This window comes from Ruegeria profundi (assembly GCF_020171505.1).
Taxonomy (GTDB): domain Bacteria; phylum Pseudomonadota; class Alphaproteobacteria; order Rhodobacterales; family Rhodobacteraceae; genus Ruegeria; species Ruegeria profundi.
The window spans coordinates 111711-138618 of the sequence record NZ_JAIUZS010000005.1 but is presented as its reverse complement, the minus strand read 5'-3'; the positions used below and the strand labels follow the sequence as shown (position 1 = coordinate 138618).

The window sequence follows — 26908 nt, the reverse complement described above, 5'->3', positions numbered from 1 at the left end:
CCGGTCGGGGCGCAACCACGCGCCCCGACCCTGACCGCCAAAAGACGGCCTATTGGAAGGAATTCAAGTGACACCGCAAACTCTCGCCCGGCGCGCATATGCGCAGACCTCCGCTCCAACGCGTACCCCGCGCGATACCGAATTCGAAGCGATTTCAAAAATTACGCATCGGCTCAAGGCTGCGACCACCCGGCGCAAAACCGACTATGCCGGGTTCGTTCAGGCACTTCACGAAAACCGCCGTTTGTGGACCGTTTTGGCTACGGATGTAATGGATTCCGACAACGGCCTTCCCGACGATCTGCGCGCGCGGATTTTCTATTTGGCAGAGTTCACGGAACAGCACAGCACCCAGGTTCTGAGCAACAATGCGACCGTAGAACCTTTGCTTGAGATCAACATGGCCGTCCTGCGTGGCTTGCGGCAGATTGGTTTGACGTGATGGCTGGGCTGGTTCTGAAACTGGCACCGAAAGAGAGGGTGCTAATCAACGGTGTGGTCGTGGAGAATGGCGACCGCCGCAGTCGGTTTTCGATAATGACGCCCGGGGCAAATGTCCTGCGTCTGCGTGATGCCATCCACCCTGATGAGGTGAATACTCCGGTTCGGCGGGTCTGTTATGCTGCCCAGCTTGTTCTATCCGGTGACATGGAGCCCGAACAGGCGCACCAACAGCTTTTGCGGCGTGTTGAAGAGTTGAGTCAGGTTTTTACCGACTTAGACAGCCGTCAGGTGCTGTCTGAAGCCACCGAAGCATTGCTGGCCAAACAGTATTATAAATGCCTGAAATCGCTTCGCGCCCTGTTGCCGCGCGAAGAACGCCTGATGGCGTATCAGCAATGACTTTTCAGCCAGTAGTCCCCGCAAACGGAATCGTGGGCTGGCGCTTTCTGCAGCGTACCTACGGCGCGCAACTGCAAAGTTTTTCATCCTCCTCTGTTAATGAAAGAGAGACCAAGTATTTTTTGGACAACATCAGCAAGGTTCAGACGGCTGAAGATTTGGTTTCGGACCGGCGCTTGTTGCAAGTGGCGTTGGGAGCCTTCGGATTGGACGGTGACATCAACAACCGCTTCTTCATCCAGAAAATACTGTCCGATGGCACCACAGCTGGTGACGCGCTGTCAAACCGGCTGGCTGACAAGCGATATCGGGAGTTCTCCAAGGCATTTGGGCTTGGACCGGGTGAAATTCGCAAAACCGGGTTGATCACGTTTATGGAGGAGGTTGCCCAGGACAATGTTGTGTCCCAGTTTGAAATCGCAGTCGGTGAGTCGGATGAGACAATGCGTATATCGCTTTACGCACAGCGCTCCTTGACGGATTTGGCATCTCAGGACAACAGCGTAGATACCAAATGGTTTGATCTGATGGGCCAGCCGCCGCTGCGGAGCATGATGGAGACGGCTTTGGGTCTGCCGTCAAGCTTCGGGCAAGTTGATATCGACAGGCAGCTTGAGGTGTTCAAAGACAGGTTGTCACGTCTGACAGGGTCAGATGATCTTGCGCAGTTCACCGATGAGGCAGCCATTGCCAAGCTGACGGATACATATCAAGCCCGCAGTCAGATAAAGCAATTGCAAAGCACGATATCACCGGGTCAGACGGCATTGATTCTGCTCAGGGCATAACGCGGTAAATTTGGATTTTCCGCGATTTCAGGCACCAAAAAAGCAAATCATACCAGGCAGCAATCCGTCTGGCCGACGAACGCTGCGGGCCATTAGGCATTCAGCACTGCATCCGCCGACGTACTTAGCGCAAAGGATGTTACAGGCAGTGATACGTTGTGCAGTTTGATATCGCCTAATGGTATGGCGCTGGTGCATGCGGGTTGTATATCCCCCGAGACGACAATGCGGTGCCCCGACGACTTACCGTATTCACCCAGCCGGGCTGCAACATTCGCGGCCTGACCGATGACAGTGAAATCCAGCCGTTCGCGCGACCCGACATTGCCATAGGTAACCTGCCCGTAGGCTATCCCGATTGAACAATCGCAATGGGCTTCGGTGCCGGATTGGCGCAGTTCACCTAGCTTTTCGACGATCGCAATCGCTGAACGCTGCGCATTACCGCGCGCCACGATTGAATCTTCGCCTTCGGGAAAGACCGACAAAACAGCGTCTCCGATGAATTTCAAAACCTCGCCACCGTTGTCATGCACGATACCTGATACGGTTTCGAAAAAGTCGTTTAGCAAGTTGATATAGTCCGCGCGGCCAAGCTGTTCCTCAAGACTGGTGGAATTGCGCAGATCGCAGAACATGATTGCCGCGTCGATCTCATCCCCATCGCCACGCCTGATTTCACCGCCCAAAACCCGTGCGCCCGAGCGTTTGCCAACATAGGTCTCAAGCAGAACCTGCGCATTCTCGCGTTGCATGAAAACTTCGTAAAACCGGGCAATAACCGACGAACATTCGAAAACCAGCCCAAGATTCTCGGTAGTGAATCCGTCTGGGTGATCGCACGTCAAGGTCAGAACGTTTGTGCGCCCATCCGAAAACGGTAGCGGCATCGCGACGTAGTCTGTTGCTCCCTTGGCCCTGAGGTCTTCCATTATGGGAAAGCTGTTATGCGGGTTGTCGTCATTCAACCGCTGGCGAACACCGCCCAGCCCGTTCGAGACGTGGCGTAAGGGACTGTTGATATAGGCCGGGTGGTCATGGATTTCATAAGTTGGCACATTGGTCGAAATCTCGGCCGCGCCTTTCTCCCAAATATAGTGCTTACCTGCGATCAATGGATGCAAAGACCACGTCAAAATGCTGAGACGCTGGATCGCTATCCCATGCTCCAGCATCTTTTCGGCAAGCGCCTTGGTGAAAGCCTCGGGCGTCTTGCTGTCAGATGCGCGGCGCATCAGCCAGTCGATTAGTGGGCCGCTGATATTGCCATCCTCAGCATCTCGGAGAGTGTTCTCACCCAGGTCGACATGCGTGTAGGCGTCCGGCACAAAGCCAACATAGCCTCGAATGGCAAGGCTTTCAGGCAGCGGGTCTTCGTAGGCCCAAACAGAGTTGGCCAACCGCTGGTCTTCCAGAATAACGTCGTGATAGGTCGCCGTCCCCTTGAACGGGCAAAAGGTCTGTAACTCGCTTTCATCACCCATATCGACGCGAACATCTGCGCGGGGGACGTAAATGGTGGCTGGCAAGCGCGTTTCGTACATCACCTTTGCACGGGTACTTTCAGCCAATAGGGTTTTATCGCGGTAGATCGCGACCCGCCCGGTCAGGTCTTCGACCGAGATGCCAAAACCTTTGGTCTTTGGGGTGGTGTGCACATTCATCATCAGACTCCCTGACGTGACTATTCCATAGCATGGGTCCTACATGGGTTTATTCCAAGGGGTGTAACCGGCTTTTTCGCGCGCATGACCTGTGCGACCTGTTCAAACCATCTGAATCACGTCTTTTTCGATCGACAGCATGTAGCCTTTTTTGGCGATATTCTTGACCAGCAACTCGCTGACCATCTGATTTCCCAGGGCATCCCGCAACCGCTTGATACGGGTGGCGCCTGCGGATTCGTCGCAATCAGCGGCGTCTCTACCCGAAATCATCGCCTCGATCTGGGCGCCGGACAGAACTTCGTCATCCAAACGGGATTCAGCCAGTACCGACAGCGTTTCCATCGCGGCGGGGGTCAGTTTGAAATCCATGTTGTTGAGGTAGACGGTATTTTCCTCACGGCTGATCAAAAGCGAGGTAACCTGAATTCCTGTGCGTTCGATCTGCGCCATGCGTCTGTTCAGCAAGACCAGCATCACCAGAAAAACCAGTGCTGATACCAGCATGGCAGTGGCGAAAACGAGCAATACAAAAATCACCATACGATAGCTGGACAGGGTATCGGCAAAGGCCGTGCCGGATTGGGCCAGTATCTCAAGCAAACGAATCTCGGCCTGCGAGGTCAGATCGCTTTCGACGAACAGGCGCTCGACCTTGGCGTTGAAAGCATTGGCATCCGGCAACGTCCAAAACAGGAAAACGGCTGCCGTCACCAGAATTACGACGATCGCCGCAATGCCGGCGCCGACCAGCCTGACACCGGACCGGCGAGCCTCAGTAACGGAGATAGAATTGTCCGGCATTGGCCTTCCTTTTATCCAACCCTTCCGATCCGAACACGGATATGACGTTCAGCAGGGTCCAGCCCGACCCTTTGAGGCGCTGGGCGACTTCTTGATTTGCCTGCCCTTTGCCGCAGGATGACACCTGCATAACGCCATAGTGCAGACGCAGCGGATTGTCCTTTTTGGCCTTGTAGTCGGCATAGCAATCCTCCGCCGCAGCGGCGGTGCCAAGCGTTATCAGGGCCAGCAGGATCAGAGAAGAGAGGATCTGTTTCATAGGCCGCATCCTGCGCATGGGTTGGCGCGATATTCAATAACCGAAGGGGTTTCGCGGCGCTGATATCGGATAACAGGGACCCGTTATTGCTTGTCTGGGTGGGGGATTGCCAGTGTCAGGGCATCGAGCACAAGGCCCGCGACCGGGTCACCTCAAGACACCTGAAGGACAAGAACCATGCACAGGAAATTCATAGCTTTGATCGTGGCTTCGGCGGTTGCCATCACGGGCATTTCAGCGTCGCAGGCGCGGGCGGCAGATGTTGGGGATATTATTGGCGGGCTGGCTGCAATCGCGTTGCTTGGGGCCGCTGTAAAGCACTTCAGCGATGACGACAAAAAGAACACCGTTACACATAACTACAATCACGTATATAAGGCACCGCATGACCACGTGTATAAAAGGCCAAAGGACAGGCCGCATCACGTTCGTCCACTGCCGAAACGTGTTGCGCGCTATACTCTGCCGCAACGATGCCTGCGCACCTTCAAAGGGTATTCACCTGATCAGCGGCTGTTGGGGCAGACGTGCCTGGGGAACCATTACAAATACAGCAACAGCTTGCCGAACCAGTGCAAGGTCAGGTTCTGGAATGGCAAAAAGGTCAAGCGCGCCTACCACCCCGGCTGCCTGCGTCAGCAAGGATACCGTGTGGGTTCCAGATAACCGGTTTCGAGCAGGAGCGGCGCCAAAGAAGCGCCCCGCGGGAGAGGGTGGCGCAAGCTACCCTCTCTTTTCCCCTTGCTATGGTCTTAAAAACGCGATTTCCCGGACCGCATGACGTTACCGGATTATGAAATTGAGAAAGCCGCCCTTGCGCAGGGATATCTGCGGATCGCCGGCGTTGATGAGGTAGGCCGCGGACCATTGGCCGGACCGGTGGTCGCGTGTGCCGTGATTCTGAACCCCGAGGATATTCCCGCAGGATTGCACGATTCGAAAAAGCTGACGGCGAAGCGGCGCATCGCGCTTGAGGCTGTGCTGCGTGACCGGGCAGAGTTTGCCGTTGCCGAAGCCTCGGTGTCCGAGATCGATGAACACAATATATTGCGGGCATCACATCTGGCGATGGAGCGTGCAGTGGCGGCTTTGGACCCAGCGCCGGACTTTCTGCTGATTGATGGAAACCTGGTTCCGCGCGGCCTGACGATCCCGGCCCGGGCAGTGGTTAAAGGTGACGCGCATTCTGTATCAATTGCGGCTGCTTCGATCATAGCGAAAAACTGGCGCGATCAACTGATGGTGGATTTGGCGCAACAGCACCCCGGCTATGGGTGGGAGACAAACGCCGGTTATCCGTCGAAACAACACAAAGAGGCGCTGCAAAATCTTGGTGTGACCCCACACCATAGACGTTCGTTCAAACCAGTCCACAATATCTTGTATCAAGAGTAAATCGTAAGTCCATGATTCAAAAAAGAAATTGACGGCGATTCGTCTTTGACTCATCCTTGTCTCAACCAAATGAGCGCAAAAGCGCCGTGGAACTTGAGGCAGCAATATGACAACGACCAAGACAAAGGGCGCAGCCGCGCTCTCGTTAAACACGATTCTATCCGGGGACTGCATCGACGTGATGAACAGTCTGCCCGAGGCGGCGGTGGACCTGATTTTTGCAGATCCGCCCTATAATTTGCAGTTGAAAGGCCAGCTGCACCGCCCCGACAACAGCCAGGTAGACGCGGTCGACGATCACTGGGACCAGTTTTCCAGCTTTGCTGCATATGACCAATTCACCCGCGACTGGCTCAAGGCGGCGCATCGCCTGCTCAAGCCGAATGGCGCGATCTGGGTTATTGGGTCCTACCACAATATCTTCCGCGTCGGCTCGGCCCTTCAGGATGCCGGATACTGGATTCTGAACGATGTGGTCTGGCGCAAATCGAACCCGATGCCGAATTTCCGTGGCAAGCGATTCACCAACGCGCATGAGACGATGATCTGGGCGTCCAAGCGTGAAGGTGCGAAATATACGTTCAACTATGAGGCATTGAAGGCGCTGAATGAAGGCGTGCAGATGCGCAGCGACTGGGTTCTGCCGATCTGCACCGGGCATGAGCGCCTCAAGGACGAAAACGGCGACAAAGCGCATCCAACGCAAAAGCCTGAATCGTTGTTGCATCGCGTTCTGATCGGCTCGACCAATCCGGGCGATGTTGTCCTGGATCCGTTCTTTGGCACCGGTACAACGGGCGCGGTTGCAAAGATGCTGGGGCGAGAATTCATCGGGATTGAGCGTGAGGAAAGCTATCGCAAGGTGGCCGAAAAGCGTATCGCCAAGGTCCGGAAGTTCGACCGCGAGGCGTTGGAAGTCAGCGCCAGCAAGCGCGCCGAGCCTCGCGTGCCATTCGGCCAACTGGTTGAACGCGGCATGCTCCGCCCCGGCGAAGAGCTCTATTCCATGAACCAGCGCCACAAAGCCAAGGTTCGTGCTGATGGCACGTTGGTCGGACAAAACGTAAAAGGCTCGATCCATCAGGTCGGAGCGCATTTGGAGAATGCACCGTCCTGCAATGGCTGGACCTACTGGTGCTTTAAACGCGATGGAAAGACAGTTCCGATCGACGTTCTGCGGCAGCAGATACGGGCCGAGATGCACAACTGATTTACGAACACCGCCGGTGCCTGTGGCCTGACACAAGGCACTAAGCCTTGCCCCGCCGAGCCCGGCGGGGTCTTTTGTTTTTCCGGGCGTTTGGTTTGAACATGCGCTTTCTGTATTCTGCGGCGCAGTGAAGGAGCTTGTGCAATGTCGGACACCACAGCCAGCGGATCCCGCTTTGATCGGTTTTTCGTGACCCGCCCGGACACTGTCGACCTTGAAAACAAATACACCGAAGCCGCGCTGGAGCGTCACAAACGCGAAGGTCTGGAACTTGCCGTCCGTGCGCGCTGGCTGGCGATGGCGCTGACCGGGGTTCTGTTGGTTTTCCTGAACCCTCAGTGGGATGTGTTGTGGTATCACTTCATTCTGCTGCTGATCTGCGCAAATGGCTGGCTGATCCGACGGGCAGGGCGCGTTGGGCAATCACGGGTCGAGTTGCTGCTGATCTTTGTGGACCTGCTGATCATGACGCTTGGGATGATCCTGCCCAACCCGTTCAGCGACGATGTCCGGCCTTTGGCGATGCAGTACCGGTTCGATAACTTCCAGTACTTCTTTATCATTCTGGCAGCGGGTACGCTGGCATATTCCTGGCGGACAGTGATTGCGATAGGGTCATGGACAGCCGGGATCTGGACCGTCGGATGGATAATAGCCTGGTGGGTGGCGACCCCGATGCCTGGCCTTAGCGAGCGCGTCGCCGAGGCTTTGTCCGGGTATCCGGCGGTGGCCGAACTGTTGGACCCCAACAGCTTTATGCCGTCACATCGCATACAGGAGGTGATCGTATTCATGATGGTGGCGGTGACGTTGGGCGTGTCAATGCGGCGCCTAAACCGGCTGCTGATGACAAATGCGGGGCTTGAACGCGAAAGGGCGAACCTGTCGCGATATTTTTCACCCAATGTTGTGGAAGAACTCAGCCAGAACGACGAGCCTCTGAAGCAGGTGCGCAAAGAGAACGTAGCGGTTTTGTTCATCGACATCGTGGGGTTCACGAAATATGCCGCAGGCCGCGATCCCTATGACGTCATCGAGGTTTTGCGTGGTTTCCACGCCCGGATGGAATCTGCGGTGTTTCGCCATCACGGGACGCTGGACAAGTATTTGGGTGATGGGTTGATGGCTACGTTCGGGACACCGGTGCCGACGCCGCTGGATGCCACAAACGCGGTGGCCTGCGCGGTGGATATGGTCGGTGTCATTGATCGCTGGAACTCGGAACGCCGCCGCGCAGGAGAGCCCGAGATCAAGGTTGGGATCGGGGTCCACTTTGGGTCTGTGGTGTTGGGCGATATCGGTGCCAACAGACTGGAATTCGCGGTGATTGGCGATGCCGTGAATGTGGCAGCCAAGCTAGAGGCGCTTACCCGTGACATTCCGGCAAGGGTCGTGATCAGCGATGCCGTTCAAAGCCAGTTGGAACGCGAAAGCCATCTTGCATCAGATGTGATGGCAGGATTTGAAAGCCAGCAGAATCAGGCTGTTCGAGGCATAGACGCCCCGATGAACCTCTGGGTGATGAGGGCGTAGCGGCTCCCGCCAATCTGGCATGCATCGAAGATGCAAGTCAGATCGTTGGGCCGGGCAGCGCGCAGTCGCGCGCTGCGGTTACGCGCGCGGTAAGGGGTTTTGCGACCTGTTGTAGGGGACCCAGTCCTTGACCTCGGGGTAGTGTTGGCGCCGCCATGCGCGGACGCGCGGGTTCATCACACGGCGCCAGAGTGGCGGGATCATCGCGGCGACTGTCATGACTGGATAGCCATAGGGCAATTGTGGGGCAGTGTCGTCGGGGTGATGCTGCAACAGGGGAAAGCGGCGGTTCGGTTTGTAATGGTGATCCGAGTGGCGTTGCAGGTTGATCAACAACCAGTTCGACGCTTTTTGTGAGGCATTCCAGGAATGACGCGGCTGGACATGTTCATACTTGCCATCTCCCAAATGTTTCCGGGTCAGGCCGTAATGTTCGACGTAATTGACCAGTTCCAGCTGCCAAATGGCTGTGCCCGCCTGGATCAGGAACAGGGCGAGGCCGGACCAGCCTCCGATAAGGGCGGCCAGCCCAAGCATGGTGCCCTGCAGTGCCCAGTAGCGCCAGAACGGGTTAGTGCGATCAGTCCAGCGGCGATCCTTACGAGCCAATTTTTTGCGTTCAGCCTTGAAGGCAGAGACGAGGCATTGTTTCAACACCCGTGGATAGAAGCGGTGAAAGCCTTCGTTGTATCGTGCAGTTACCGGGTCGCGCGGCGTCCCGACAAAGCGGTGATGCACCAGTAAATGCTCCGAACGGAAATGGGAATAAAGCACCATTGCCAACAGGATGTCGCCCAGCCAGCGTTCGAACCGTCCTTTTTGGTGCATCAACTCATGGCTGTAATTGATACCAACTGTCCCCGAAATCACGCCCATTCCAAAGAACAGACCTATCTTTGCCAAAGTCGACAGGTGGTCAGCATGTGTTGCGTACCAGATCAATCCGTAAAGGGTCAGAAACTGTACCGGAACCCAGACCTTGGTCAGCAGGACGTACCAGCGCAGAACCGGGTCTTGAGTGTTGGGGTCGGCGTTTCGAATTTCAAGGCCGGTCAGCCGATCCAGAACAGCAAAAACCCACCATGTCGACAGCGGCACCAGCAGAACCCACCAGCCACCTGCAATCGCCGTAAACCAGATCAGTGGAATCAACAGGAATGAGACCCAAAAGGGCAGGGCCGATTGCCAGCGGGACAGAGTTTCTGTTGCGATCATTCCCAAGCTCCGAACAACTGGGCCGAGACTAGTCCAAGTCCGTTACACCGCACAATGGGTTACCGATTGCGCCAAAGATCATGCGCCTTGCGCATCACGGTTGGCAGGTCGCTGGGGCGGAAAGCATGTTTGTCTAACACAATTAAACGATGTGGGTGGAGCCCGGCAGGCAGCGGGGCGGTCCATATACGCAGGATCAGGTGGAAATGGGTGAACGTGTGGCGAACCTCGCCCGCCAATTCCTGCCAGTCCGCTGAAAAAGGGGGTGTGTTGACCGGCGTATCTGACCAATCGGACCCGGGCCAGCCCAACATACCGCCGAGCAGCCCCTTGTCGGGGCGACGCTCCAACAACAAGGCTCCGTCTTCGCGCTGGGCTATGTAGACATGGCCATAACGCGTTGGCTTGGGCTTTTTGGGCGTTTTACGCGGCAGATCGGTCTGTGTTCCGGCCGCGCGGGCCTGACAGGGGTCCCGCAGCGGGCAAATTCCACAGGCGGGTGACTTGGGTGTGCAGATCGTGGCACCCAGATCCATCACCGCCTGTGCGTAGTCGCCGGGGCGCGTGTTCGGCGTAAGTGCAGCGGCCTTGTTTTTGAGTACCGGCTTTGATCCCGGCAGAGGCTCGTGGATGTCATGCAGGCGGGCCATCACGCGTTCGACGTTGCCGTCCAGCACCGTTTCGGGACGGTCAAAGGCGATGGCCGCGATAGCAGCAGCGGTATAGGGACCGATCCCCGGAAGATTCAGCAGGGCATCGTAGGTATCGGGGAATGCTCCGCCATAATCATCGGCCACCACACGGGCACATTTCAGCAAGTTGCGGGCGCGGGCGTAATAGCCCAGCCCAGCCCATTCCCCCATCACCTGATCGTCGGGGGCGGCAGCCAGCGCCTGAACTGTCGACCAGCGCGTGGTGAAGCGGGTGAAGTAATCGCGCACGGCAGCAACGGTGGTTTGCTGCAACATCACCTCGGACAGCCAGACCCGGTAAGGGTCGGGCATAACGCCTGCTGCCCGGTCGCCCGGCCCAACGCGCCACGGCATCACACGGGCGTTGCGGTCGTACCAGTCCAGCAGGTCGGTGCTCAGGTCAGATTGAATAGCGTCACGCAAGTTTTATCTATCTCTTTGTCGGGTTTTTCTGGCGCCCGGTGTCATGCCCATTACAATAGCGGCGCAGGAGTTGGAAACCAGATGCAGCGCAGACGTTCTTCGACCCGCGGGTTCAAACGCACCGCGACATTGCTGAACGACCAGATCAGGCGCGCCGGGGAAAGCCGGGGTTTTGCCGTGTCACGTCTGTTGACCCATTGGGCTGAAATTGTCGGGCAGGATCTGGCCGCTATCGCGAGGCCAGTGAATGTCGGCTATGGCAAGGGTGGTATTGGCGCGACGTTGACGGTGCTGACCACCGGTCCGCAAGCCCCAATGCTTGAGATGCAAAAAGAACAACTGCGCGACAAGGTGAACTCCGTCTATGGCTACAACGCCATCAGCCGGGTGCGCATCACGCAGACCGCTCCGACCGGGTTTGCCGAGGGGCAGGCCAGTTTTGACCACAAGCCGAAACCGGCAAAACCAAGAATCAATCCAGAGATTGCAGCCGAGGCAGACCGGACCGCACGCGAGGTTCACGATGGTGATTTGCGCGCAGCCCTTGAACGTCTGGGTCGTAACGTTCTATCCAAACAAAAACGCTGAGAAAGGGCTGAGAAATGAGCCGTATTGCAACTGGAATCTGCGCGGCTGTCGCCATTGCCGCAGGCGGCTATTGGCTGTCGCTGTCGAATTCCACGTCTTCGTATCCGCTGATCAGCAGCGCCGAAGCACAAGAAGCCGATCTGGACACCTCGACAATTGTCGAGATGGTGCAGGGGGCCGAGGATGCGCCGGTCGAAATCATCGAATATGCCTCTTACACCTGTCCGCATTGTGCCAATTTCCATAACGGCCCGTTCAAGCAGTTAAAAAAGGACTTTATCGACACCGGTAAGGTGAAATTCATCTATCGGGAGGTGTATTTTGACCGATATGGTCTGTGGGCCTCGATGGTTGCGCGTTGCGACGGGCCTGAAAAGTTCTTCGGGATTTCAGATCTGATCTATGAAGGTCAATCCGAATGGACCAAGGCAGGCGGCCCTGCCGAGATCGTGGATGAACTGCGCAAGATCGGGCGGCTGGCCGGTATCGACAATGATCAGCTTGAGGCTTGCCTTCAGGACGGAACACGCGCTCAGACGCTGGTGGCCTGGTATCAAGAAAACGCCGAACGTGACGGCGTTCAATCCACCCCCTCGTTCATCATTAACGGAGAGAAAGTGGGCAACCAGTCTTATGCCGATTTTAAAAAGCTGATCGAGGCTGAACTGGGTAGCTAAGCAATTGATGTGACCAGCCTGTTCAGGGCTGGTCGCCTTTCAAGGCGAGGGGGCAATTCGCAAAAGCATCTGCCGGACCTTGTCGGACTCATTTACCCTAAGACGCACTGGAAGGGTGATCACCTTGCTTCGAAATGCAGGTGGCAGGCGAACCGCGTCTTTTTCCGTTGTAACCATCTGCGCACCTAACAGGCGGGCGTCGTTTTCCAACCGCGTCATCAGCGCCGGGGTCAAAGGCTGGTGATCATCCAGCGCTTCGGCCCTTAGCAGTGTGGCGCCTTGTTGACGAAGGGTGGCAAAGAACTTCTCGGGATGGCCGATCCCTGCAAAGGCCAGAACAGGCGTGTCACTCCAATCCATACCGGTTTGCAGGGGTTCAACCGCTCCTGTTGCATGGAGTTTGGTCAGGGCTTGCCCCCAACGAGCCGCAAATTCGGTTTGTGCCGCGTCATCACCCAGAGACAACACCAGATCAGCGCGCTTCAGCCCGACATCGACAGGTTCACGCAACGGTCCTGCTGGCAGGCACAACCCATTGCCAAAGCCACGTGCCGCATCGACCACGATAACCGAGAAGTCCTTGGCGACCGACGGGTTCTGAAACCCGTCATCAAGCAGAATCACAGTTGCACCTGCTTCCGCTGCGGCGCGGGCACCGGCGGCGCGGTCCTTGGCGACCCAAACCTCGGCAAAGGCAGCCAGCAATAATGGCTCATCCCCAACCTGTGCGGCACTGTGTTTGGTCGGATCGACCTGCACCGGACCATCCAGAGACCCACCGTGACCGCGTGTGACGACGTGTGGTTGGTGCCAGGCGTCGCGCAGTTGCTCGATCATCCAGATCACGGTCGGCGTCTTACCGGTGCCACCTGCGTTCAGATTGCCGATGCAGATGACCGGAACACCGGGTTTGTAACCCACGCCGGCCGCGACCCGTCGCGCCGTGGCTGCGGCGTAGACGTGCCCCAGCGGCGCCAGAAGACGCGCGCGCAGATCCAGTTGGTCCGGCGCGGTGTTCCAAAAGTTCGGTGCCCGCATCACTTCGCACTCCGCTGATCCAGACAATCCTGTACCATGTCGACCAGTTTATCCGCCTGGGGTGCGCCTTCGGAAACGATCCGCCATCCCGCCAATGCCATATCCGCGGCGCGGTCCGGCGAAAGCAGCTCAACCACAGCGTCGCCCAGCTCGGTTGCCGTTCTGACAACGCGGGTTGCCCCGGCCTGATCCAACTGATCGTATATCTGCTGATGACGATGCACAAACGGGCCGTGGATCACGGATGAGCCAAGCGCAACGCCAACCAGCGGATCATGCCCGCCCGCGCCCCGTTCAAGTGAGCGGCCCATAAAAGTGACAGGCGAGACCCTGTGCCACAAACCCAGATCTTCCTGTTCGGACGACAGTATGACCTGCGTAGTGTCTTCGATCTGCCCGCCCGTATCCCAGTTGGTACAGCGCAGGTCCATGTTTTCCAGGCGGCGGTGCAGTGGCTCGGCCTCGGCCACGTCCGCCACATGCAGCACCAGCGTTAGCCGCGGCAGTATCCGCAGCGCCTGACGATGGGCGGTAAGGACCGAGATGAATTCCGTATCCAGCACACAGGCTGAGAGCCAAACTGGACGCCCGGCCAGCGCGTGGGTGATCTCGATCAGCTCATCTTCTGGCCAGGGTTTAGGGTTTGGACTCACATGCAGGGGTGGAGCTTCGGACACCTTGCTTGACGCGATACCAAGGCGTCGGATGGTGCGTACCGTTTCGGGCGTTGTGGCCAGAATCGATTGAAAGCAATCTAACGTAAAACGGGTGATATCGGGCAGCCACCGTGCACCGCGCGCGATGTTGATGTCGATCTGCGCCTCGATAAGGATCAGGGGGATACCCCGCTCATCGGCGCGTGTAATCACATTTGGCATCAGGCCGCCCCCGACCCACAGGCCGATATCCGGGCGCCAATGATCAAGAAACGCCCGCGCTGCGCCGGTCTGTTCCAACGGCAGATCGACAAGCGGAAACTCGGACTGATCCCAGCGCGACAGATCGGCTCCGGGCGGGGTTGTCAGCAGTACATTTAAATTAGGCCGGACCTGTTGCAGGCGACGGCAGAAATCGGTCACCGCGCGTTGACGGTCTTGGGTGCTGATATGCGCCCAAATGACTTCACCTTCCGGGCGCTTGGGGTAAGACAAGGTGGCCGCGTTAGGTACGCCCCAGGACAGAACCCTATATGCAGCCAGGCTGAGCGAACGCGGTTTGCTCATGGGCGAATGCCGGTGCTGTCGGGGTCAAGCCGTGCCCGCAAGATCTGGTGCACTGCCGCGCCCGCCGCAATCACGCCGTTCAGGCGTGGATTTGCGTTGTTGAATCGCAGAGGATGACCGAGCCGGTCAGAGCAGGTGCCGCCCGCCTCGCGGATAATCAGGTCGCCTGCGGCGATATCCCATTCCCAACTCGGCCGAAGCGTCAGCATCCCGTCGAACCGGCCTTGTCCGACAAGCGCCAGTCGATAAGCAAGCGAGGGGCGGTAGACCCGTTTGAATTCCGGCACTTCGCCTTGCCGCCAATGGCGCGGGTCGAGGTTGGGCTTGGCAGCCAGAATCTCGGCCGTTTCTAAGGCCGAAACTCCGGAAACGCGGATCGGGGCACCGTTCAACGTCGCGCCTTGCCCCTTTGCAGCCGCGTAAAGCAGATCGCGCCGCGGCAGGAAAATCACCGCTGCCGTTACTTCGCCCCGCTCGGCAACCGCCAGAGAGTGCGCCCATGTGCGCGACCCTTCGGCAAAGCTGCGGGTGCCATCAATGGGGTCGATGATAAACAGGCGGTCCTTCGACAGCCGGGCGCTGTTGTCTTCGGTTTCCTCGCTTAGCCAGCCATAGCCGGGCCGGGCGAAGGGCAAGCGCTGTTCCAACATGGCGTTTACGGCAAGATCGGCCTCGGTCACCGGCCCCGCGCCACCGGGTTTATCCCAGCGTTGCGCCGTATCACCCGAATACCGTGTCGCGATCTTTCCGGCCTCTAATGCGGCGTCGATCAGAAGTTGCAGGTCAGCTGCCGGCAAGTGTCATTCCTTCGACCAGAATCGAGGGGACAACCCGCGACAGCCAGGGCCGCGCGTCGTTTGCCGGGATGATCCGTTTCAGCATATCGCGCAAATTGCCTGCGATGGTGCATTCATTGACCGGGTGCGTAATCTCTCCGTTTTCGACCCAGAACCCCGAGGCCCCGCGCGAATAATCGCCGGTGTTCGGATTGATGGTCGACCCGATCATCGACGTCACCAATAATCCGGTGCCCATGTCGCGCAGCAGGTCTTCGCGGCTGTGTTTGCCCTGCGTCAGACTCAGGTTCCAGTTGCTGGGCGATGGCGGTCCGGACACACCGCGGGCCGCATTGCCTGTCGAGGTCATCTCCAGTTTGCGCGCGCTGGACAGGTCCAGCGTCCAACCGGTCAGGACACCATTTTCGACAATGGCGCGCCGTTGCGTCGGCAACCCTTCGGCATCAAAGGGGCGCGAGCCTGAGATGCGTGGGCGATGTGGGTCTTCGATCAGCGACAGATGCTCTGGCAGCACTTGCTCGCCCAAGCAATCCTTCAGCCAGGACGCCCCGCGTGCAATTGCAGCCCCGTTGATTGCCGCCAGCAAATGACCGATCAGCGAGGATGAAATCCGTTCGTCAAACAGGACCGGAAACGTACCTGTGGCAGGCTTGCGGGCACCCATCAAAGCCACGGCGCGTTCGCCGGCGGTGCTGCCGATCTCGTCGGGGCTGCGCAGGTCGCTTTGGAAGGTGCGGCTGTCGCCGTCATAGTCGCGCTCCATCCCCGTGCCTTCGCCCGAGATCGCGACGCAAGAGGTGGATCGGCTGCTGCGGGCATAACCGCCGGAAAAGCCGTTGGTTGCAGCCAGATGCACGCGATGCGTGCCATAGCCCGCCGCCGCATCCGAAACTTGCGAAACGCCGTGAACCGCAAGCGCCGCCGCCTCGGCCGCCAATGCATCTTGCAACAGATCCTCAGCCGCCGGTTCCTGGGCTGGATCGAAAAGTTCAAGCGCGGAAAGGTCCCAGCCGGTGGCCAACTGGTCAGAATGAGCTAACCCGGCAAACGGGTCCTCTGGTGCCTCGCGGGCCATGGCCACGGCGCGTTCGGCCATGGTGGCCAGTGTTTCGGGGCGGCTGTCCGAGCTGGATACAATCGCTTGCCGCTGACCCAGCAAGACCCGCAGGCCAAGATCAGTGCCCTCTGACCGCTCGGCATGTTCCAGCGCGCCGCCACGGACTTCGACAGAGACCGAAGATCCGTCGATCACAATAGCATCCGCAGCATCCGCCCCGGCTTTGCGGGCGGCATCCAGCAGGGCGTGGCTGATATCTTCAGGTGTACGGGTCATGCGGCCTCCGGTTGCAATGCACTGGACCTAGCCTTGGACTGCCCTTCCCGCAAGACCTTAGGGCAGATTGAGTCGCCGTTGAGCCCGGCAAACCGCGCCTAGTTTCGAAGGCGGCAGACAAAGGGTCTGGGTCTTTAATCAGACGCGTCTTCGGTGTTTTAGGGAGGTTGAACGTTTCTGCAGTAATCGTGCCTTTCAACGTGTTCGTCGAGCATGGCCTAACGGCCGAACCTCAAAGGCATGTTCTGTTGCACCACGCTAAGTTTTTTTGTTGTGAAGCAAAAATCCTTCAAACGAGAAGTTAAATGCGAATATCCTGGCACTTTTTGATGGCCGAAAGGCCGGACGACGCATCGCTCGGGCGCTGATGGAAGAACTTAGTTAGAAACCTGAATTCCTAGTGCGGCGAAGCCCATTTAAGGCTGAGCTTCACCGCTGAGAGCATCATTTGATGCGCTGACCATTGGCCAGAATCTGACCGTCTTCGGTGAATTCGATCTTGGAGTTCAGCGTGTCCGGTGCGTCGCCCGGAACAGCCATCATGCCCATCATCATGCGCGCGCCAATCGCTTCGTTCTCGTCAACCAGGCCCATGCTGATCAGCGTGTCGATCAAGGCGTTGGCACCCACCAGTTGCAGGTTCGCCACGCCCGTAGGGGTCGGCATACCGTCAAACTCTGCCGCATTGGAATTGTCGAAGGTAAAGTCGCCATCTCCGGTCAGCTCTGCGCCAACCAAAGAGACCAGCAATTCGTTGATCTTCAGCGAATGCAGCTCACCCGGCGCAGCGCCCGTGGTCTCCATGGCTTCGACCGATTCCGGATCGAACAAGTTTGTCAGTATTTTTGCAGTGCCGGTTGCGTCCAACGCAATGGTTGCAGGGTCACGCGGTAAGGCGCCTGCCGGATCGAACATGCTCCACAACACATCCGACATGGTGAAATCCTTCAGGTTCATGGCAAAGCCAAAGGGCTGAACCTCTTCGGATTGCTGTACCGGAAATTCGAACTTCATACCGGCATTTGCCATCGCGATTTCGATCGGAAAGGGCAGGTCATCCGTGGTTACCGCCAGTTTCGAGCTGTTCTGCTCGACATCATAGGCCAGGCGCTGATCGTCGATGCTGACGCCAAAGCGTCCGCCTTCGGATTCGCTTCCCATCGAGAATGCCTCGCCCTCGCTGGTGCCTGCAATCGCGGTTTGACCGGAGGCATAGGTAAACAGACCCGAGAATGAAAAGCCGTTCTCAAAGAAGGCTTGCGGGTCTGTCCCGTCGAAATCGTCTGGGACCACGCTGGTACCCTCGAACGTAAGCTGGTTCAGTGATCCGTTAATCTTGCCGTCATCCGATCCTTCAGGGTCGTTGAACACCAGATCATAGGTGAGCGTCGCGGCTGTCATATTCTGATCAACTGACCGGGAGTCACCGATTTTCATCCGCGTGCTGCCAGCCAGGTCGGATAGTTTCAGATCCATGTCCAGACTGTCTTCTGGAATGGTCTCGTCATCGACTTGCAGGCCGCCCAGCTTCAGTCCAAGCGCTGGCGCGGAATAGTCATAGGTCATATCGTCAGGATCGCCCGAGACCACCATCTCCAGCCCTGTGTGGTAGTATTCGATATCGACCGAGAACGCCTCGCCATCCTCTTCACCGGACAAGGTCATGGGAAGGCTTTCCGGCAGACCGATATTGACTGTGCCATCGCCGTTTTCGGTCAGGGTCATCTGCGGGACGTTCATCTCAAACGATCCGCTAGCGTCCGGAACGGTGGCGACCACCTTCATATCCGTGATGGTGGTCACATTGCCTGCTGTCGATTGCTCTGCCGATACGGTATATCCCATCTGGGACAAGTAGGCTTGCCAGTCATCCCACACCTGTTGGGCGGTGACGTCGGCGAGCGCGCCTTGGGTGACAAGGGCATAAGCTAAGACTGCGCCGCTGCTGCGACGAAGGAAAACGGACATCTGAGAACCCTTCTTTATCAATTTGCCGGCATCGTCGTGCCTGCAGAGGCAGGCGTCAAGGGGCAAGGGCTGGACCCTTTCCCCCTTGGCGCGGTAGAGATTCACTTAATCTCAAAACAACGGAGGTACAGGGTGGAAATGCAGGGCAAAACCGTACTGATAACAGGGGCCAGCCGCGGCATCGGGGCCGAGGCGGGGCGCGTTTTTGCCGCAGCGGGGGCAAATGTTGCACTGGTGGCGCGCAGTGGCGATCAGATCGGCGCATTGGCCGAGGCGCTAGGTGATCAAGCCATGGCGCTGCAATGTGACGTCAGCAATTTTTCGCAGGTTGAACAGGCCGTCGCAGAGTGTGTGGACCGTTTCGGCGGGTTGGATGTCGTGATCGGCAACGCGGGTGTGATTGATCCGATCTCTCATTTGTCCAATGCCGATGTCGCAGCCTGGAGCGCGGCTATCGATATCAATCTCAAGGGTGTGTTCCATGGAATGCGCGCGGCGCTGCCTGTGATGCGTGCTGCCGGAGGCGGGACGGTGATTACCGTTTCATCAGGCGCGGCGTCTAATGCAATTGAAGCGTGGAGTCATTACTGCGCCTCGAAAGCTGGGGCCAAGATGCTGACCGAATGTCTGCATCTTGAAGAGTCGATACACGGCATCCGCGCCATGGGCCTTTCCCCCGGAACCGTTGCCACGGATATGCAGCGCGTGATCAAGGCGAGCGGCATCAACGCCGTCAGCCAGTTGGAGTGGAGCGATCACATCCCCGCCGATTGGCCCGCGCGGGCGTTGCTGTGGATGTGTTCACCCGACGCGGATGAGTTTTTGGGCACCGAAGTTTCTCTGCGGCGCGAAGATATCCGCAAACGGGTTGGGCTGACGTGATCGAATTGACCAAGGCAGATGGGTTGTGGACGGTCACGCTCAATAATCCGCAAAAGGCCAATGCTTTGACGGCTGCGGTGCTAAGTGATCTGGCTGAAATCGCAGAGGCCGCGACCGAGGCGCGCGCTCTGATTCTGACCGGTGCGGGCAAGGTCTTCAGTGCTGGGGCTGATTTGGAGGAGGCGCGGGCGGGTCTTGCAACCTCGGACCTTTGGGAGCGGGTATCGGGCGCAATTGCAGCTTTGCCCTGTCTTACCGTTGCTGCCTTGAACGGAACGCTGGCGGGCGGGGCCAACGGGATGGTCTTGGCCTGTGACATTCGAATTGCAGTGCCGCACGCCAAGGTCTTTTACCCGGTGATGAAATTGGGCTTTCTGCCGCAACCGTCAGATCCCGGGCGTATGGCAGCCCTGATCGGGCCAGCGCGCACCAAGATGATCCTTATGGCCGGGCAAAAGATTACGGCAGAAGAAGCCTATGACTTTGGTCTGATTGACCGAGTGGTTGAGCCCGATCAACTGATGCAAACGGCGCATGAGCTTGTCGCTGACAGTCTGGCAGCCACGCCTGAGATTGCGGTAGGAATCGCAAGGATGTGCCGATGAGATTGTCCGCTTTGTTTCTGCGTGTCGCGAACCCCGAACGGCTTGCAGGTTTCTATGCGGATGCTTTGGGCATGACGGCACAAGCACAAGGGCCGAACCACAGGGTTGGCTATGCCGGTCAGGACGCGGACCTTCTTTTGATGCCGGGTGCAGGTGGATACACCCATGACGGCGGGCAAAGGTACTGGAAGATCGGGATCACCGTGCCGGATGTTGATCTCGCCGTATCCCGTCTGCGCCAAAAAGGTGTCGAAGTCTCGGAACCGAAACAGTTTCTCGACATTGGCTATATGTGTCACCTAAAAGACCCGGAAGGGTTTGTAATCGAGTTGCTGCAACATGATTTTCAGGCCAATCGCCCCATGAACGCCGCCAATCCTGCCGCGCCATTTGCAAAAGCTTGCATCGGCCAGATCACCTTGCGATCGGGGGATATCGCCGCCGAAGATGCTTTCTGCCGTGCTCAAGGCATGCGGCTGTTGTCAATTCAGGATGTGGCCCAATTGGGGTTCGACCTGCATTTCTATGCCTTCACCGATGAAACGCCGCCTGACCCCGATATTTGGTCTGTTGCAAACCGCGAATGGCTTTGGAAACGACCGTACACGGTGCTGGAATTCCAGCATCTTTCCGGGGCGCAATTCGCACCGGTACCTGACTATCGCGGGTTAGAGGTTCAGGGGCTGGCGGTATCCGTCCGCGATGCCTTTGGTGATCCTGTGCGTCCGGGTTGATCACCGCCCACGGCGTTTGCCCGGAACTTTCGACCGAAAGCCGGGCGGTCGTTTCCGGACCCATTGCAGGAATTTTTCAAGCCGGGGATGAACGCGCAAGGCCTCGACGGTGTTGAACTCGCGGGCCAATTCCGCTTCGGTCAGGGTGGCGTGAACCTCTTTGTGGCAGATGACATGCAACAAAACCGTCGGTCCGCCCTTGCCCCCTTTGAGTTTTGGGATCAGATGGTGCAGGCTGCCGCCCCCATTCGGAATGGGGCGGTCACAGAGCGGGCAGATCGGATCACTGTTCGACATGGCCCACGTAGAAATGCGCGGGACGGAGCGGAAAGCAAGGGGGCAGTCGTGGCGCAGGCAGTGATAATCGGGGCTGGACCCGCAGGTTTGATGGCTGCTGAGGAATTGTCTGCCGCTGGCCATGATGTTCTTGTGGCCGAGGCCAAGCCCTCGGTCGGGCGCAAGCTGCTGATGGCGGGGAAATCGGGTCTGAACCTGACAAAGGATGAACCCCTTGAGACTTTGTTGCATTCGTATGGGGACGCGGCCAGCTGGCTGCGACCTATGATTGCCGATTTCGACGCCACCGGCGTACAGCGCTGGGCGCAAGGGTTGGGGCAAGAGGTATACACCGGTACGACAGGCCGAGTGTTTCCGACGGTGATGAAAGCTTCACCGCTGTTACGTGCGTGGCTGTCCCGGCTTGAGGCCGCAGGCGTTCAGATCAGAACCCGCTGGCGTTGGCTGGGTTGGGATCGCGATGCGCTGCTGTTCGAAACACCGGACGGCGAGCAGCGGCTTACGCCGGATGTGACAATACTGGCACTGGGCGGGGCAAGTTGGGCGCGGTTGGGCTCGGACGGCCAGTGGGCAAAAATCTTGGGGGGCGCAGGTGTCGCGACGGCCCCTTTCGCACCGGCGAACGCTGCCTTGTCCGTTGGTTGGAGCGATCATATGCGACCGTATTTCGGTTCGCCGCTCAAGTCGGTGCGCTGGAAGGCGGACAAGCTGCAAAGCCGGGGCGAGGCCACGATCTCGGCAACCGGGCTAGAGGGTGGGGGGATGTATTCCTTGACTCCAGCGTTGCGTGAGGGTGCGCCGCTCTACCTCGATCTGCTGCCAGATTTGGACCTAGCGGCCCTGCAATCCCGGCTTGATGGAAAGAAATCCAAGACCACGCTGTCACAATGGCTGAAAAAATCACTCCGCCTGCCGCCACAAAAGATCGCGCTGTTTCATGAGATGACCAAAAGCAACGGTCTGCCGCAGACGCGATGGCCCGAGGCCCTCAAGCATCTGCCGATCCGATACGATAGCCTGCGTCCTATGGACGAAGCGATTTCGACAGCGGGCGGCGTCAAGCGTACTGCTTTGGATGGTGGGCTTATGCTGACCGCGATGCCCGGTGTGTTCTGCGCCGGAGAGATGTTGGATTGGGAGGCCCCAACCGGCGGCTATCTGCTGACCGCCTGTTTGGCGACCGGGAAATGGGCCGGGCGATCTGCCGCGGAATGGTTGCAAGCGCGTTAGCGAGACCGCGCCAGCATCGCCAAGCGAATCATCGCACGTTCGACCAATGCCATCGCGGGTGCTGTTTGTCCTGCGGAGCGCAGTGAAAGGTCGGTATCGGTCAGAACCGTCAGCGCGGTCTGCAATTTCGGTGCGCCCCAACCTTGCGCCTGCCGTAGAATCCGGTCACGGCGTTTACCATAGACCGGTGGCCGCAGCTTACCGATTCCCTGTGCTGCCCCGCCGGGGTCCGACGCACAGGCATAAAGCGTGCGAAAATGCCGGGTCGCACCGATGCACAGGGTAACCGCGTTGGTGCCTTGGGATTGCAAACGCCGAATCAGCGGACCGATCTCGCCGGCACGACCCTCGGCGATGACGTTCAGAACATCATCCAGCCCGGCCTCGGTCGAGCGGGGGGCGCAGGCCATGATATCCTCGATAGACAGCTCTGACCTGTCGCCGTACTTGTAGAGCGACAGTTTTTCGATGGTTTGCGCAAAATCACCCGGGCTGATTGCGGTCGCCAATTCGACCAATGCAGACATCGAATCATTGGGGATGTTGTCCAACCCGGACTGCTTAAGAATCCGTTCGACCTCGCCCCGGGATGGTGGGTCGTCGTAGATACCGACCGCATAGGCCGACGGGTGTGCCTCGAACGCTTTGCGGATTTTCGAGCTGGGCTTGAGCTGCCCGGCAGTAACGATGATCTGAGCATCACCCGGAGCCCAATCCTCGAACGCGGCGGTGATCGCGGGGGCTGCGACGTCCGTAGTGTCTTCGACAAAAACCGCGCGCGGCCCGGGGAAAAAGCCCACCGCCTTGACCGCATCCAGCAACAGGGCAGGATCGCCGCGTAGATCAGCCCCCGGCATCCGGGTCAGGCGCATTTCTTCTTCGGCATTGCTGCCCAGTAGTGCGGTCAAAACCTGTTGGCGTTTCAAAGCCACGCGCATCGCATCTGCGCCATAGATCAAAAGCCCGGCCTTGTCGGCGTCGGGCCGCGCGAAATACTCCTCAGCCTCGCGCGGGCTGAGCTTCATGAGCCAAGACCCGGCGTGGCATAAAGCTCGTTTACGATCTGGTCCGCCAGGATCACCATCAACCTTTGCCGGGCATCGCGCTCGTCCGCTAATGTTGAGACCGTCGATCCGGCAGCTGAATAACCGACGAAATTATTGACGGCACCGGATGCAACAACCTGACCCGTGCTGTTGGATTTCAGGGCGTAATTCGCTCTGCCTTCAATGGTATAGCGGTTGATCTCGTTGGTTGGGGTGATAGCGGCCGACCGGATAACAGTGGCGACACTCACGTCCAGATTGTAGTCATTCCCCGAATTCGCGCTGCGACCCAGACGTTGTTCAAGATTCTGGACCATCAAGTAGCTGTCGGTCGAGTTCGGGACTGAAACGGCAACCTTCCCATTCAGCGCTGCGCCCGACCCGCCGGGTGCATAGACCGGCTCAAAGCCACAGGCTGCCAGCACCAGCGGCATCAACAACAGGGTTCTGCGGTCAAACAACGACATTCACGATCCGGCCCGGGACAACAATCACTTTCTTCGGCGCGGCACCATCCAGTGCCTTTTGCACAGCTTCGGTGCTGAGCGCGATTTTTTCAACCTCTGCCTTGGCCAAATCCTTGGCCACGCTGATTTCTGCGCGGCGTTTGCCGTTGATCTGGATCGGCAGGGTGATGGTGTCGTCGATCAGCATCGCCTCATCCGCGACAGGCCACGGGGCGGTGGCAACCAGCCCTTCGCCGCCCAAAAGCTGCCAGAGTTCTTCCGACAGATGCGGGGTCATGGGCGACATCAGCTGTGCCAGCGTTTTGGCTGCCTCGCGTTTTGCGGCTGTGCCTGCCTTGGATTTCGCCAGCGTGTTGGTAAAGGCATAGAGCTTGGCGATAGAGGCGTTGAACCCAAAAGATTCGACCCCGCCCGTTACGTCATGAATGGCCTTGTGCATCTCGCGCAGCAGGGTTTCGTCGTCGGCATTGGCCGGAACGTCTGACGCGGCGATCTCGGTCGCGATGCGGTGAACGCGGCTGAGGTGCTTGAATGCGGCTTCGGCCCCGGAGGCTGTCCACTCTACGTCACGCTCGGGCGGCGAATCGGACAGCACGAACCAACGCGCGGTATCCGCGCCAAAGGCCGAGATAATGCTGACCGGATCAACAACGTTTTTCTTGGATTTCGACATTTTGGCCGAAGGGATGATCTCAACCTCTGTCCCATCGGCCAGTTTGCCGTCGGTCACATCCTCGGGCAGGTGGTAGACCGGGCGGCCTTTTTCGTCGCGTGTCTGGTATATCTCATGGGTCACCATGCCTTGCGTAAACAGGGCATCGAAGGGTTCGATGGCTTTCTTGGGCAGGTGGCCGGTAATGTTCATCGCCCGTGCGAAGAAGCGGGAATAGAGCAGGTGCAGAATCGCATGCTCGATACCGCCGATATACTGATCGACATTCATCCAGTACTCGGCCTCGGCCAGATCGGTGGGTGTTTCAGCGTGCGGGGCGGTGAATCGGGCGAAATACCACGACGAATCAACAAACGTATCCATCGTATCGGTTTCGCGCCGGGCAGATCCGCCGCATTTGGGGCAGGTGCAGTCGCGCCATGTCGGATGACGGTCCAGCGGGTTTCCCGGCTTGTCGAAGGTGACATCGTCGGGCAGACGGATCGGCAGGTTTTCTTTCTTCTCGGGCACAACGCCGCATTTTTCGCAATGCACCACGGGAATCGGGCAGCCCCAGTAGCGCTGGCGCGACAGGCCCCAATCACGCAACCGGTATTTGGTGACGCCTTCTCCCCAACCCGCCTTTTCGGCGAAATCGACCGTGGCGTTGATCGCCTCGTCGCCAGTGGCCTCGGTCAAACCCGCAAAGTGATTCACCCAGCGGACTTTCTCGGTTTTGGGCGGGACAAATGCAATCTTGTCGACCGGAGTGCTGTCATCCAGCGCAAAGAACGTGTCGATCACGGGCAAGTCATACTTGCGGCAGAAATCCAAATCGCGCTGGTCATGCGCCGGGCAGGCAAAAATCGCACCGGTGCCGTAATCCATGAGGATGAAGTTCGCTATCCATACCGGCAGTTCCCAATTGGGGTCCAGCGGATGTTTGACACGGATGCCGGTGTCGTAACCAAGCTTTTCGGCGGTCTCGATGGCTTCTTCCGTAGTACCGCCTTTGCGACATTCTGCAACAAATTCAGCTATTTCAGGGTTATCGGCTTCCAACTGTCTGGCTATCGGATGATCCGGTGAGATACCGACAAAGGACGCACCCAACAACGTATCGGGGCGCGTTGTGTAAACGGTGATTGGCTCACCCCCATCGGTGCGTTGGAACCCGAACTGCAGTCCGCGCGATCGGCCGATCCAGTTTTCCTGCATCAGCCGCACCTTGGCGGGCCAATTGTCCAGTGTATCCAGTGCCTCAAGCAGCTCTTCGGAATAATCCGAGATCTTGAAGAACCACTGTGTCAGTTCCCGCCGCTCGACAAGCGCGCCAGAACGCCAGCCGCGCCCGTTTTCGACCTGTTCATTGGCCAGAACGGTCATGTCGACCGGGTCCCAGTTTACCACGGCGTTCTTGCGATAGACCAAACCGGCTTCGAGCATATCCAGAAACAAGGCCTGCTGCTGACCGTAGTATTCGGGGTCACAGGTGGCGAATTCGCGGGACCAGTCGATAGACAGACCCAGTGGTTTCATCTGCCCGCGCATGTCGGCGATGTTGCCGTAGGTCCAGTCCTTTGGGTGGCCGCCAATGGCCATCGCGGCGTTCTCTGCCGGCATTCCGAACGCGTCCCAGCCCATCGGATGCAGCACGTTGTGCCCGGTCGCCAGTTTGTACCGCGCGATCACGTCACCCATCGTGTAGTTGCGCACATGCCCCATATGGATTCGGCCCGAGGGGTAGGGGAACATCTCAAGCACATAGTATTTCGGCTTGTCCGCCTTGTGGTTGGCGGTGAAGATTCCGGCCTTGTCCCAGGCCTCTTGCCATTTTGCTTCGATTTCGGTGGCCGAATAGCGAGACATCGTGCGGTCCTTCGTGAATGAAAACGCCGGGCGTGAACCCGGCGTGGTAATATTGCGATTTTCGGCGGGTTGCTAGAGCTTGTTGTCCGCGATGCGCAACTGACGGGCGCGGGACAGGATCGCATCCTCGACCGCGCGAGTGGTTGCCGCGCTAACCGGGTTGCCGCCACTTGTCTGCAAAGCAACGCGCAGAGACCGCGCCGCAAGGGCGGGATCGCTTATGTGAACCGTTGCCCGGTATTGCCGCCCCCCGCCCGGAGGCGTGCCGTAACCTGTTACAATTACACCGGTAAACGGGTCAATCTCCTGAACGGGCAGGAAATTCAGAACATCCAGTGAGGCAGCCCACAGATAGCGATTCACGTTGGTGACCTGCTCGGCATCAGCCGTGTTGAAGACATCCCAAATGGTCGAGCGGTTCGGATCGTTCAGTTCCTGCTCATCGGAATTGCCACCGGTTGCAAGCACATCCGGGTTTGCCGTGGTGCCCCTATTCTCTCCGCAGGCCGACACGGCAGCAGTCATTATGATCAAACCGAGAATCGTCTGCAGGCGCATTGTCGACTGGTCCTGTTCACTTTGGTCTACATTGTCTGAGTGATACTCCTAGACAAGGACCCGTTCAGCAACAACCCTATTATTGTCACATATGGTTTGGCGTGGGGTCCATCCGGCC

Annotated in this window: 28 protein-coding genes; 13 read left to right on the top strand and 15 right to left on the bottom strand. The window is 58.2% G+C overall.

Annotation, left to right across the window (positions count from 1 at the left end; genetic code table 11):
* Window positions 1–67 precede the first annotated feature (67 nt).
* From flaF to LCM21_RS13150, 3 genes are read left to right on the top strand one after another with little or no spacing between them, the layout of a single operon-like run.
* Entirely contained in the window at window positions 68–442 is a 375-nt protein-coding gene (gene flaF, locus LCM21_RS13160; RefSeq protein WP_224891011.1) for a flagellar biosynthesis regulator FlaF, read from the top strand.
* Window positions 442–843, top strand: a complete 402-nt coding sequence (gene flbT / locus LCM21_RS13155; RefSeq protein ID WP_068336978.1) for a flagellar biosynthesis repressor FlbT — start codon at window positions 442–444, stop codon at window positions 841–843. Before flaF ends, flbT begins: the two co-directional genes overlap by 1 nt.
* Window positions 840–1631: a DUF1217 domain-containing protein gene (locus tag LCM21_RS13150; protein WP_224891010.1), complete on the top strand. Its 792-nt coding sequence runs from the start codon at window positions 840–842 to the stop codon at window positions 1629–1631. Before flbT ends, LCM21_RS13150 begins: the two co-directional genes overlap by 4 nt.
* Window positions 1632–1723: 92 nt before the next feature.
* Here LCM21_RS13150 and LCM21_RS13145 read toward each other — a convergent pair whose 3' ends face one another.
* The 3 genes from LCM21_RS13145 to LCM21_RS13135 form a co-directional block, all read right to left on the bottom strand.
* Window positions 1724–3295, bottom strand: coding sequence for a DUF427 domain-containing protein (locus tag LCM21_RS13145; protein WP_224891212.1), 1572 nt, complete (start codon window positions 3293–3295; stop codon window positions 1724–1726).
* Window positions 3296–3397: 102 nt separating this feature from the next.
* On the bottom strand, window positions 3398–4099 hold the full coding sequence (locus LCM21_RS13140; protein WP_068336984.1) for a winged helix-turn-helix domain-containing protein: 702 nt from the start codon (window positions 4097–4099) through the stop codon (window positions 3398–3400).
* A complete protein-coding gene (locus LCM21_RS13135) occupies window positions 4071–4358 on the bottom strand; it encodes a hypothetical protein (protein ID WP_224891009.1) in 288 nt (95 codons plus the stop codon). Before LCM21_RS13135 ends, LCM21_RS13140 begins: the two co-directional genes overlap by 29 nt.
* 177 nt (window positions 4359–4535) lie before the next feature.
* On the opposite strand from LCM21_RS13135, the gene LCM21_RS13130 reads away from it, so the two are divergent.
* The 4 genes from LCM21_RS13130 to LCM21_RS13115 all read left to right on the top strand — a co-directional run bounded on the left by LCM21_RS13130 (window position 4536) and on the right by LCM21_RS13115 (window position 8496).
* Window positions 4536–5024 (top strand): hypothetical protein, encoded by a 489-nt coding sequence (locus LCM21_RS13130; RefSeq protein ID WP_224891008.1) that lies wholly within the window; start codon window positions 4536–4538, stop codon window positions 5022–5024.
* Between the two features lie 111 nt (window positions 5025–5135).
* Window positions 5136–5753, top strand: a complete 618-nt coding sequence (locus LCM21_RS13125) for a ribonuclease HII (RefSeq protein ID WP_224891007.1) — start codon at window positions 5136–5138, stop codon at window positions 5751–5753.
* 106 nt (window positions 5754–5859) lie between these two features.
* Complete coding sequence (locus tag LCM21_RS13120) at window positions 5860–6963, top strand: site-specific DNA-methyltransferase (protein ID WP_224891006.1); 1104 nt, start codon at window positions 5860–5862, stop codon at window positions 6961–6963.
* Between the two features lie 144 nt (window positions 6964–7107).
* Window positions 7108–8496, top strand: coding sequence for an adenylate/guanylate cyclase domain-containing protein (locus LCM21_RS13115; RefSeq protein WP_224891005.1), 1389 nt, complete (start codon window positions 7108–7110; stop codon window positions 8494–8496).
* A gap of 78 nt (window positions 8497–8574) precedes the next feature.
* Here the strand turns inward: LCM21_RS13115 and LCM21_RS13110 are convergent, their stop codons facing one another.
* Window positions 8575–9711 carry an alkane 1-monooxygenase gene (locus LCM21_RS13110; protein ID WP_224891004.1) on the bottom strand — a complete coding sequence of 379 codons (1137 nt, stop codon included), beginning with the start codon at window positions 9709–9711 and terminating at the stop codon, window positions 8575–8577.
* A 59-nt stretch (window positions 9712–9770) separates the two neighbouring features.
* Window positions 9771–10826 carry an A/G-specific adenine glycosylase gene (mutY, locus tag LCM21_RS13105; RefSeq protein ID WP_224891003.1) on the bottom strand — a complete coding sequence of 352 codons (1056 nt, stop codon included), beginning with the start codon at window positions 10824–10826 and terminating at the stop codon, window positions 9771–9773.
* 81 nt (window positions 10827–10907) lie between these two features.
* Between mutY and LCM21_RS13100 the strand changes: the two genes are divergently transcribed.
* Both LCM21_RS13100 and LCM21_RS13095 read left to right on the top strand, forming a co-directional pair.
* Window positions 10908–11414, top strand: coding sequence for a DUF721 domain-containing protein (locus LCM21_RS13100; RefSeq protein WP_224891002.1), 507 nt, complete (start codon window positions 10908–10910; stop codon window positions 11412–11414).
* A gap of 14 nt (window positions 11415–11428) precedes the next feature.
* A complete protein-coding gene (locus LCM21_RS13095; RefSeq protein WP_068337011.1) occupies window positions 11429–12091 on the top strand; it encodes a DsbA family protein in 663 nt (220 codons plus the stop codon).
* A gap of 39 nt (window positions 12092–12130) precedes the next feature.
* Here LCM21_RS13095 and lpxK read toward each other — a convergent pair whose 3' ends face one another.
* The 5 genes from lpxK to LCM21_RS13070 form a co-directional block, all read right to left on the bottom strand.
* Window positions 12131–13129 carry a tetraacyldisaccharide 4'-kinase gene (gene lpxK / locus LCM21_RS13090; RefSeq protein WP_224891001.1) on the bottom strand — a complete coding sequence of 333 codons (999 nt, stop codon included), beginning with the start codon at window positions 13127–13129 and terminating at the stop codon, window positions 12131–12133.
* On the bottom strand, window positions 13129–14352 hold the full coding sequence (locus LCM21_RS13085; protein WP_224891000.1) for a 3-deoxy-D-manno-octulosonic acid transferase: 1224 nt from the start codon (window positions 14350–14352) through the stop codon (window positions 13129–13131). Before LCM21_RS13085 ends, lpxK begins: the two co-directional genes overlap by 1 nt.
* Window positions 14349–15149, bottom strand: a complete 801-nt coding sequence (locus tag LCM21_RS13080) for an inositol monophosphatase family protein (protein WP_224890999.1) — start codon at window positions 15147–15149, stop codon at window positions 14349–14351. Before LCM21_RS13080 ends, LCM21_RS13085 begins: the two co-directional genes overlap by 4 nt.
* A complete protein-coding gene (locus LCM21_RS13075) occupies window positions 15136–16482 on the bottom strand; it encodes a TldD/PmbA family protein (RefSeq protein WP_224890998.1) in 1347 nt (448 codons plus the stop codon). Before LCM21_RS13075 ends, LCM21_RS13080 begins: the two co-directional genes overlap by 14 nt.
* A gap of 444 nt (window positions 16483–16926) precedes the next feature.
* Window positions 16927–18450 (bottom strand): DUF2125 domain-containing protein, encoded by a 1524-nt coding sequence (locus LCM21_RS13070; protein ID WP_224890997.1) that lies wholly within the window; start codon window positions 18448–18450, stop codon window positions 16927–16929.
* A gap of 132 nt (window positions 18451–18582) precedes the next feature.
* Between LCM21_RS13070 and LCM21_RS13065 the strand changes: the two genes are divergently transcribed.
* Genes LCM21_RS13065 through LCM21_RS13055 form a run of 3 tightly spaced genes read left to right on the top strand, consistent with a single transcriptional unit; the run spans window position 18583 to window position 20671 of the window.
* The gene (locus LCM21_RS13065) at window positions 18583–19332 is read left to right on the top strand and encodes an SDR family oxidoreductase (RefSeq protein WP_224890996.1); all 750 of its coding nucleotides are present in this window, start codon (window positions 18583–18585) and stop codon (window positions 19330–19332) included.
* Window positions 19329–19937 carry an enoyl-CoA hydratase/isomerase family protein gene (locus LCM21_RS13060; protein ID WP_224890995.1) on the top strand — a complete coding sequence of 203 codons (609 nt, stop codon included), beginning with the start codon at window positions 19329–19331 and terminating at the stop codon, window positions 19935–19937. The genes LCM21_RS13065 and LCM21_RS13060 overlap by 4 nt, the downstream gene beginning before the upstream one ends.
* The gene (locus LCM21_RS13055; RefSeq protein ID WP_224890994.1) at window positions 19934–20671 is read left to right on the top strand and encodes a VOC family protein; all 738 of its coding nucleotides are present in this window, start codon (window positions 19934–19936) and stop codon (window positions 20669–20671) included. The genes LCM21_RS13060 and LCM21_RS13055 overlap by 4 nt, the downstream gene beginning before the upstream one ends.
* Here the strand turns inward: LCM21_RS13055 and LCM21_RS13050 are convergent, their stop codons facing one another.
* A complete protein-coding gene (locus LCM21_RS13050; RefSeq protein WP_224890993.1) occupies window positions 20672–20968 on the bottom strand; it encodes an HNH endonuclease in 297 nt (98 codons plus the stop codon). It lies immediately after the preceding gene.
* 48 nt (window positions 20969–21016) lie between these two features.
* Between LCM21_RS13050 and LCM21_RS13045 the strand changes: the two genes are divergently transcribed.
* On the top strand, window positions 21017–22198 hold the full coding sequence (locus tag LCM21_RS13045; RefSeq protein WP_224890992.1) for a TIGR03862 family flavoprotein: 1182 nt from the start codon (window positions 21017–21019) through the stop codon (window positions 22196–22198).
* On the opposite strand, the gene holA is transcribed toward LCM21_RS13045, so the two are convergent.
* The 4 genes from holA to LCM21_RS13025 all read right to left on the bottom strand — a co-directional run bounded on the left by holA (window position 22195) and on the right by LCM21_RS13025 (window position 26790).
* Window positions 22195–23223: a DNA polymerase III subunit delta gene (holA, locus tag LCM21_RS13040; RefSeq protein ID WP_224890991.1), complete on the bottom strand. Its 1029-nt coding sequence runs from the start codon at window positions 23221–23223 to the stop codon at window positions 22195–22197. The genes LCM21_RS13045 and holA overlap by 4 nt on opposite strands.
* Window positions 23220–23711, bottom strand: a complete 492-nt coding sequence (gene lptE, locus LCM21_RS13035) for an LPS assembly lipoprotein LptE (RefSeq protein ID WP_068337042.1) — start codon at window positions 23709–23711, stop codon at window positions 23220–23222. The genes holA and lptE overlap by 4 nt, the downstream gene beginning before the upstream one ends.
* Complete coding sequence (gene leuS / locus LCM21_RS13030; RefSeq protein ID WP_224890990.1) at window positions 23698–26232, bottom strand: leucine--tRNA ligase; 2535 nt, start codon at window positions 26230–26232, stop codon at window positions 23698–23700. The genes lptE and leuS overlap by 14 nt, the downstream gene beginning before the upstream one ends.
* Window positions 26233–26304: 72 nt before the next feature.
* A complete protein-coding gene (locus LCM21_RS13025) occupies window positions 26305–26790 on the bottom strand; it encodes a DUF3576 domain-containing protein (RefSeq protein WP_224890989.1) in 486 nt (161 codons plus the stop codon).
* Window positions 26791–26908: the final 118 nt, after the last annotated feature.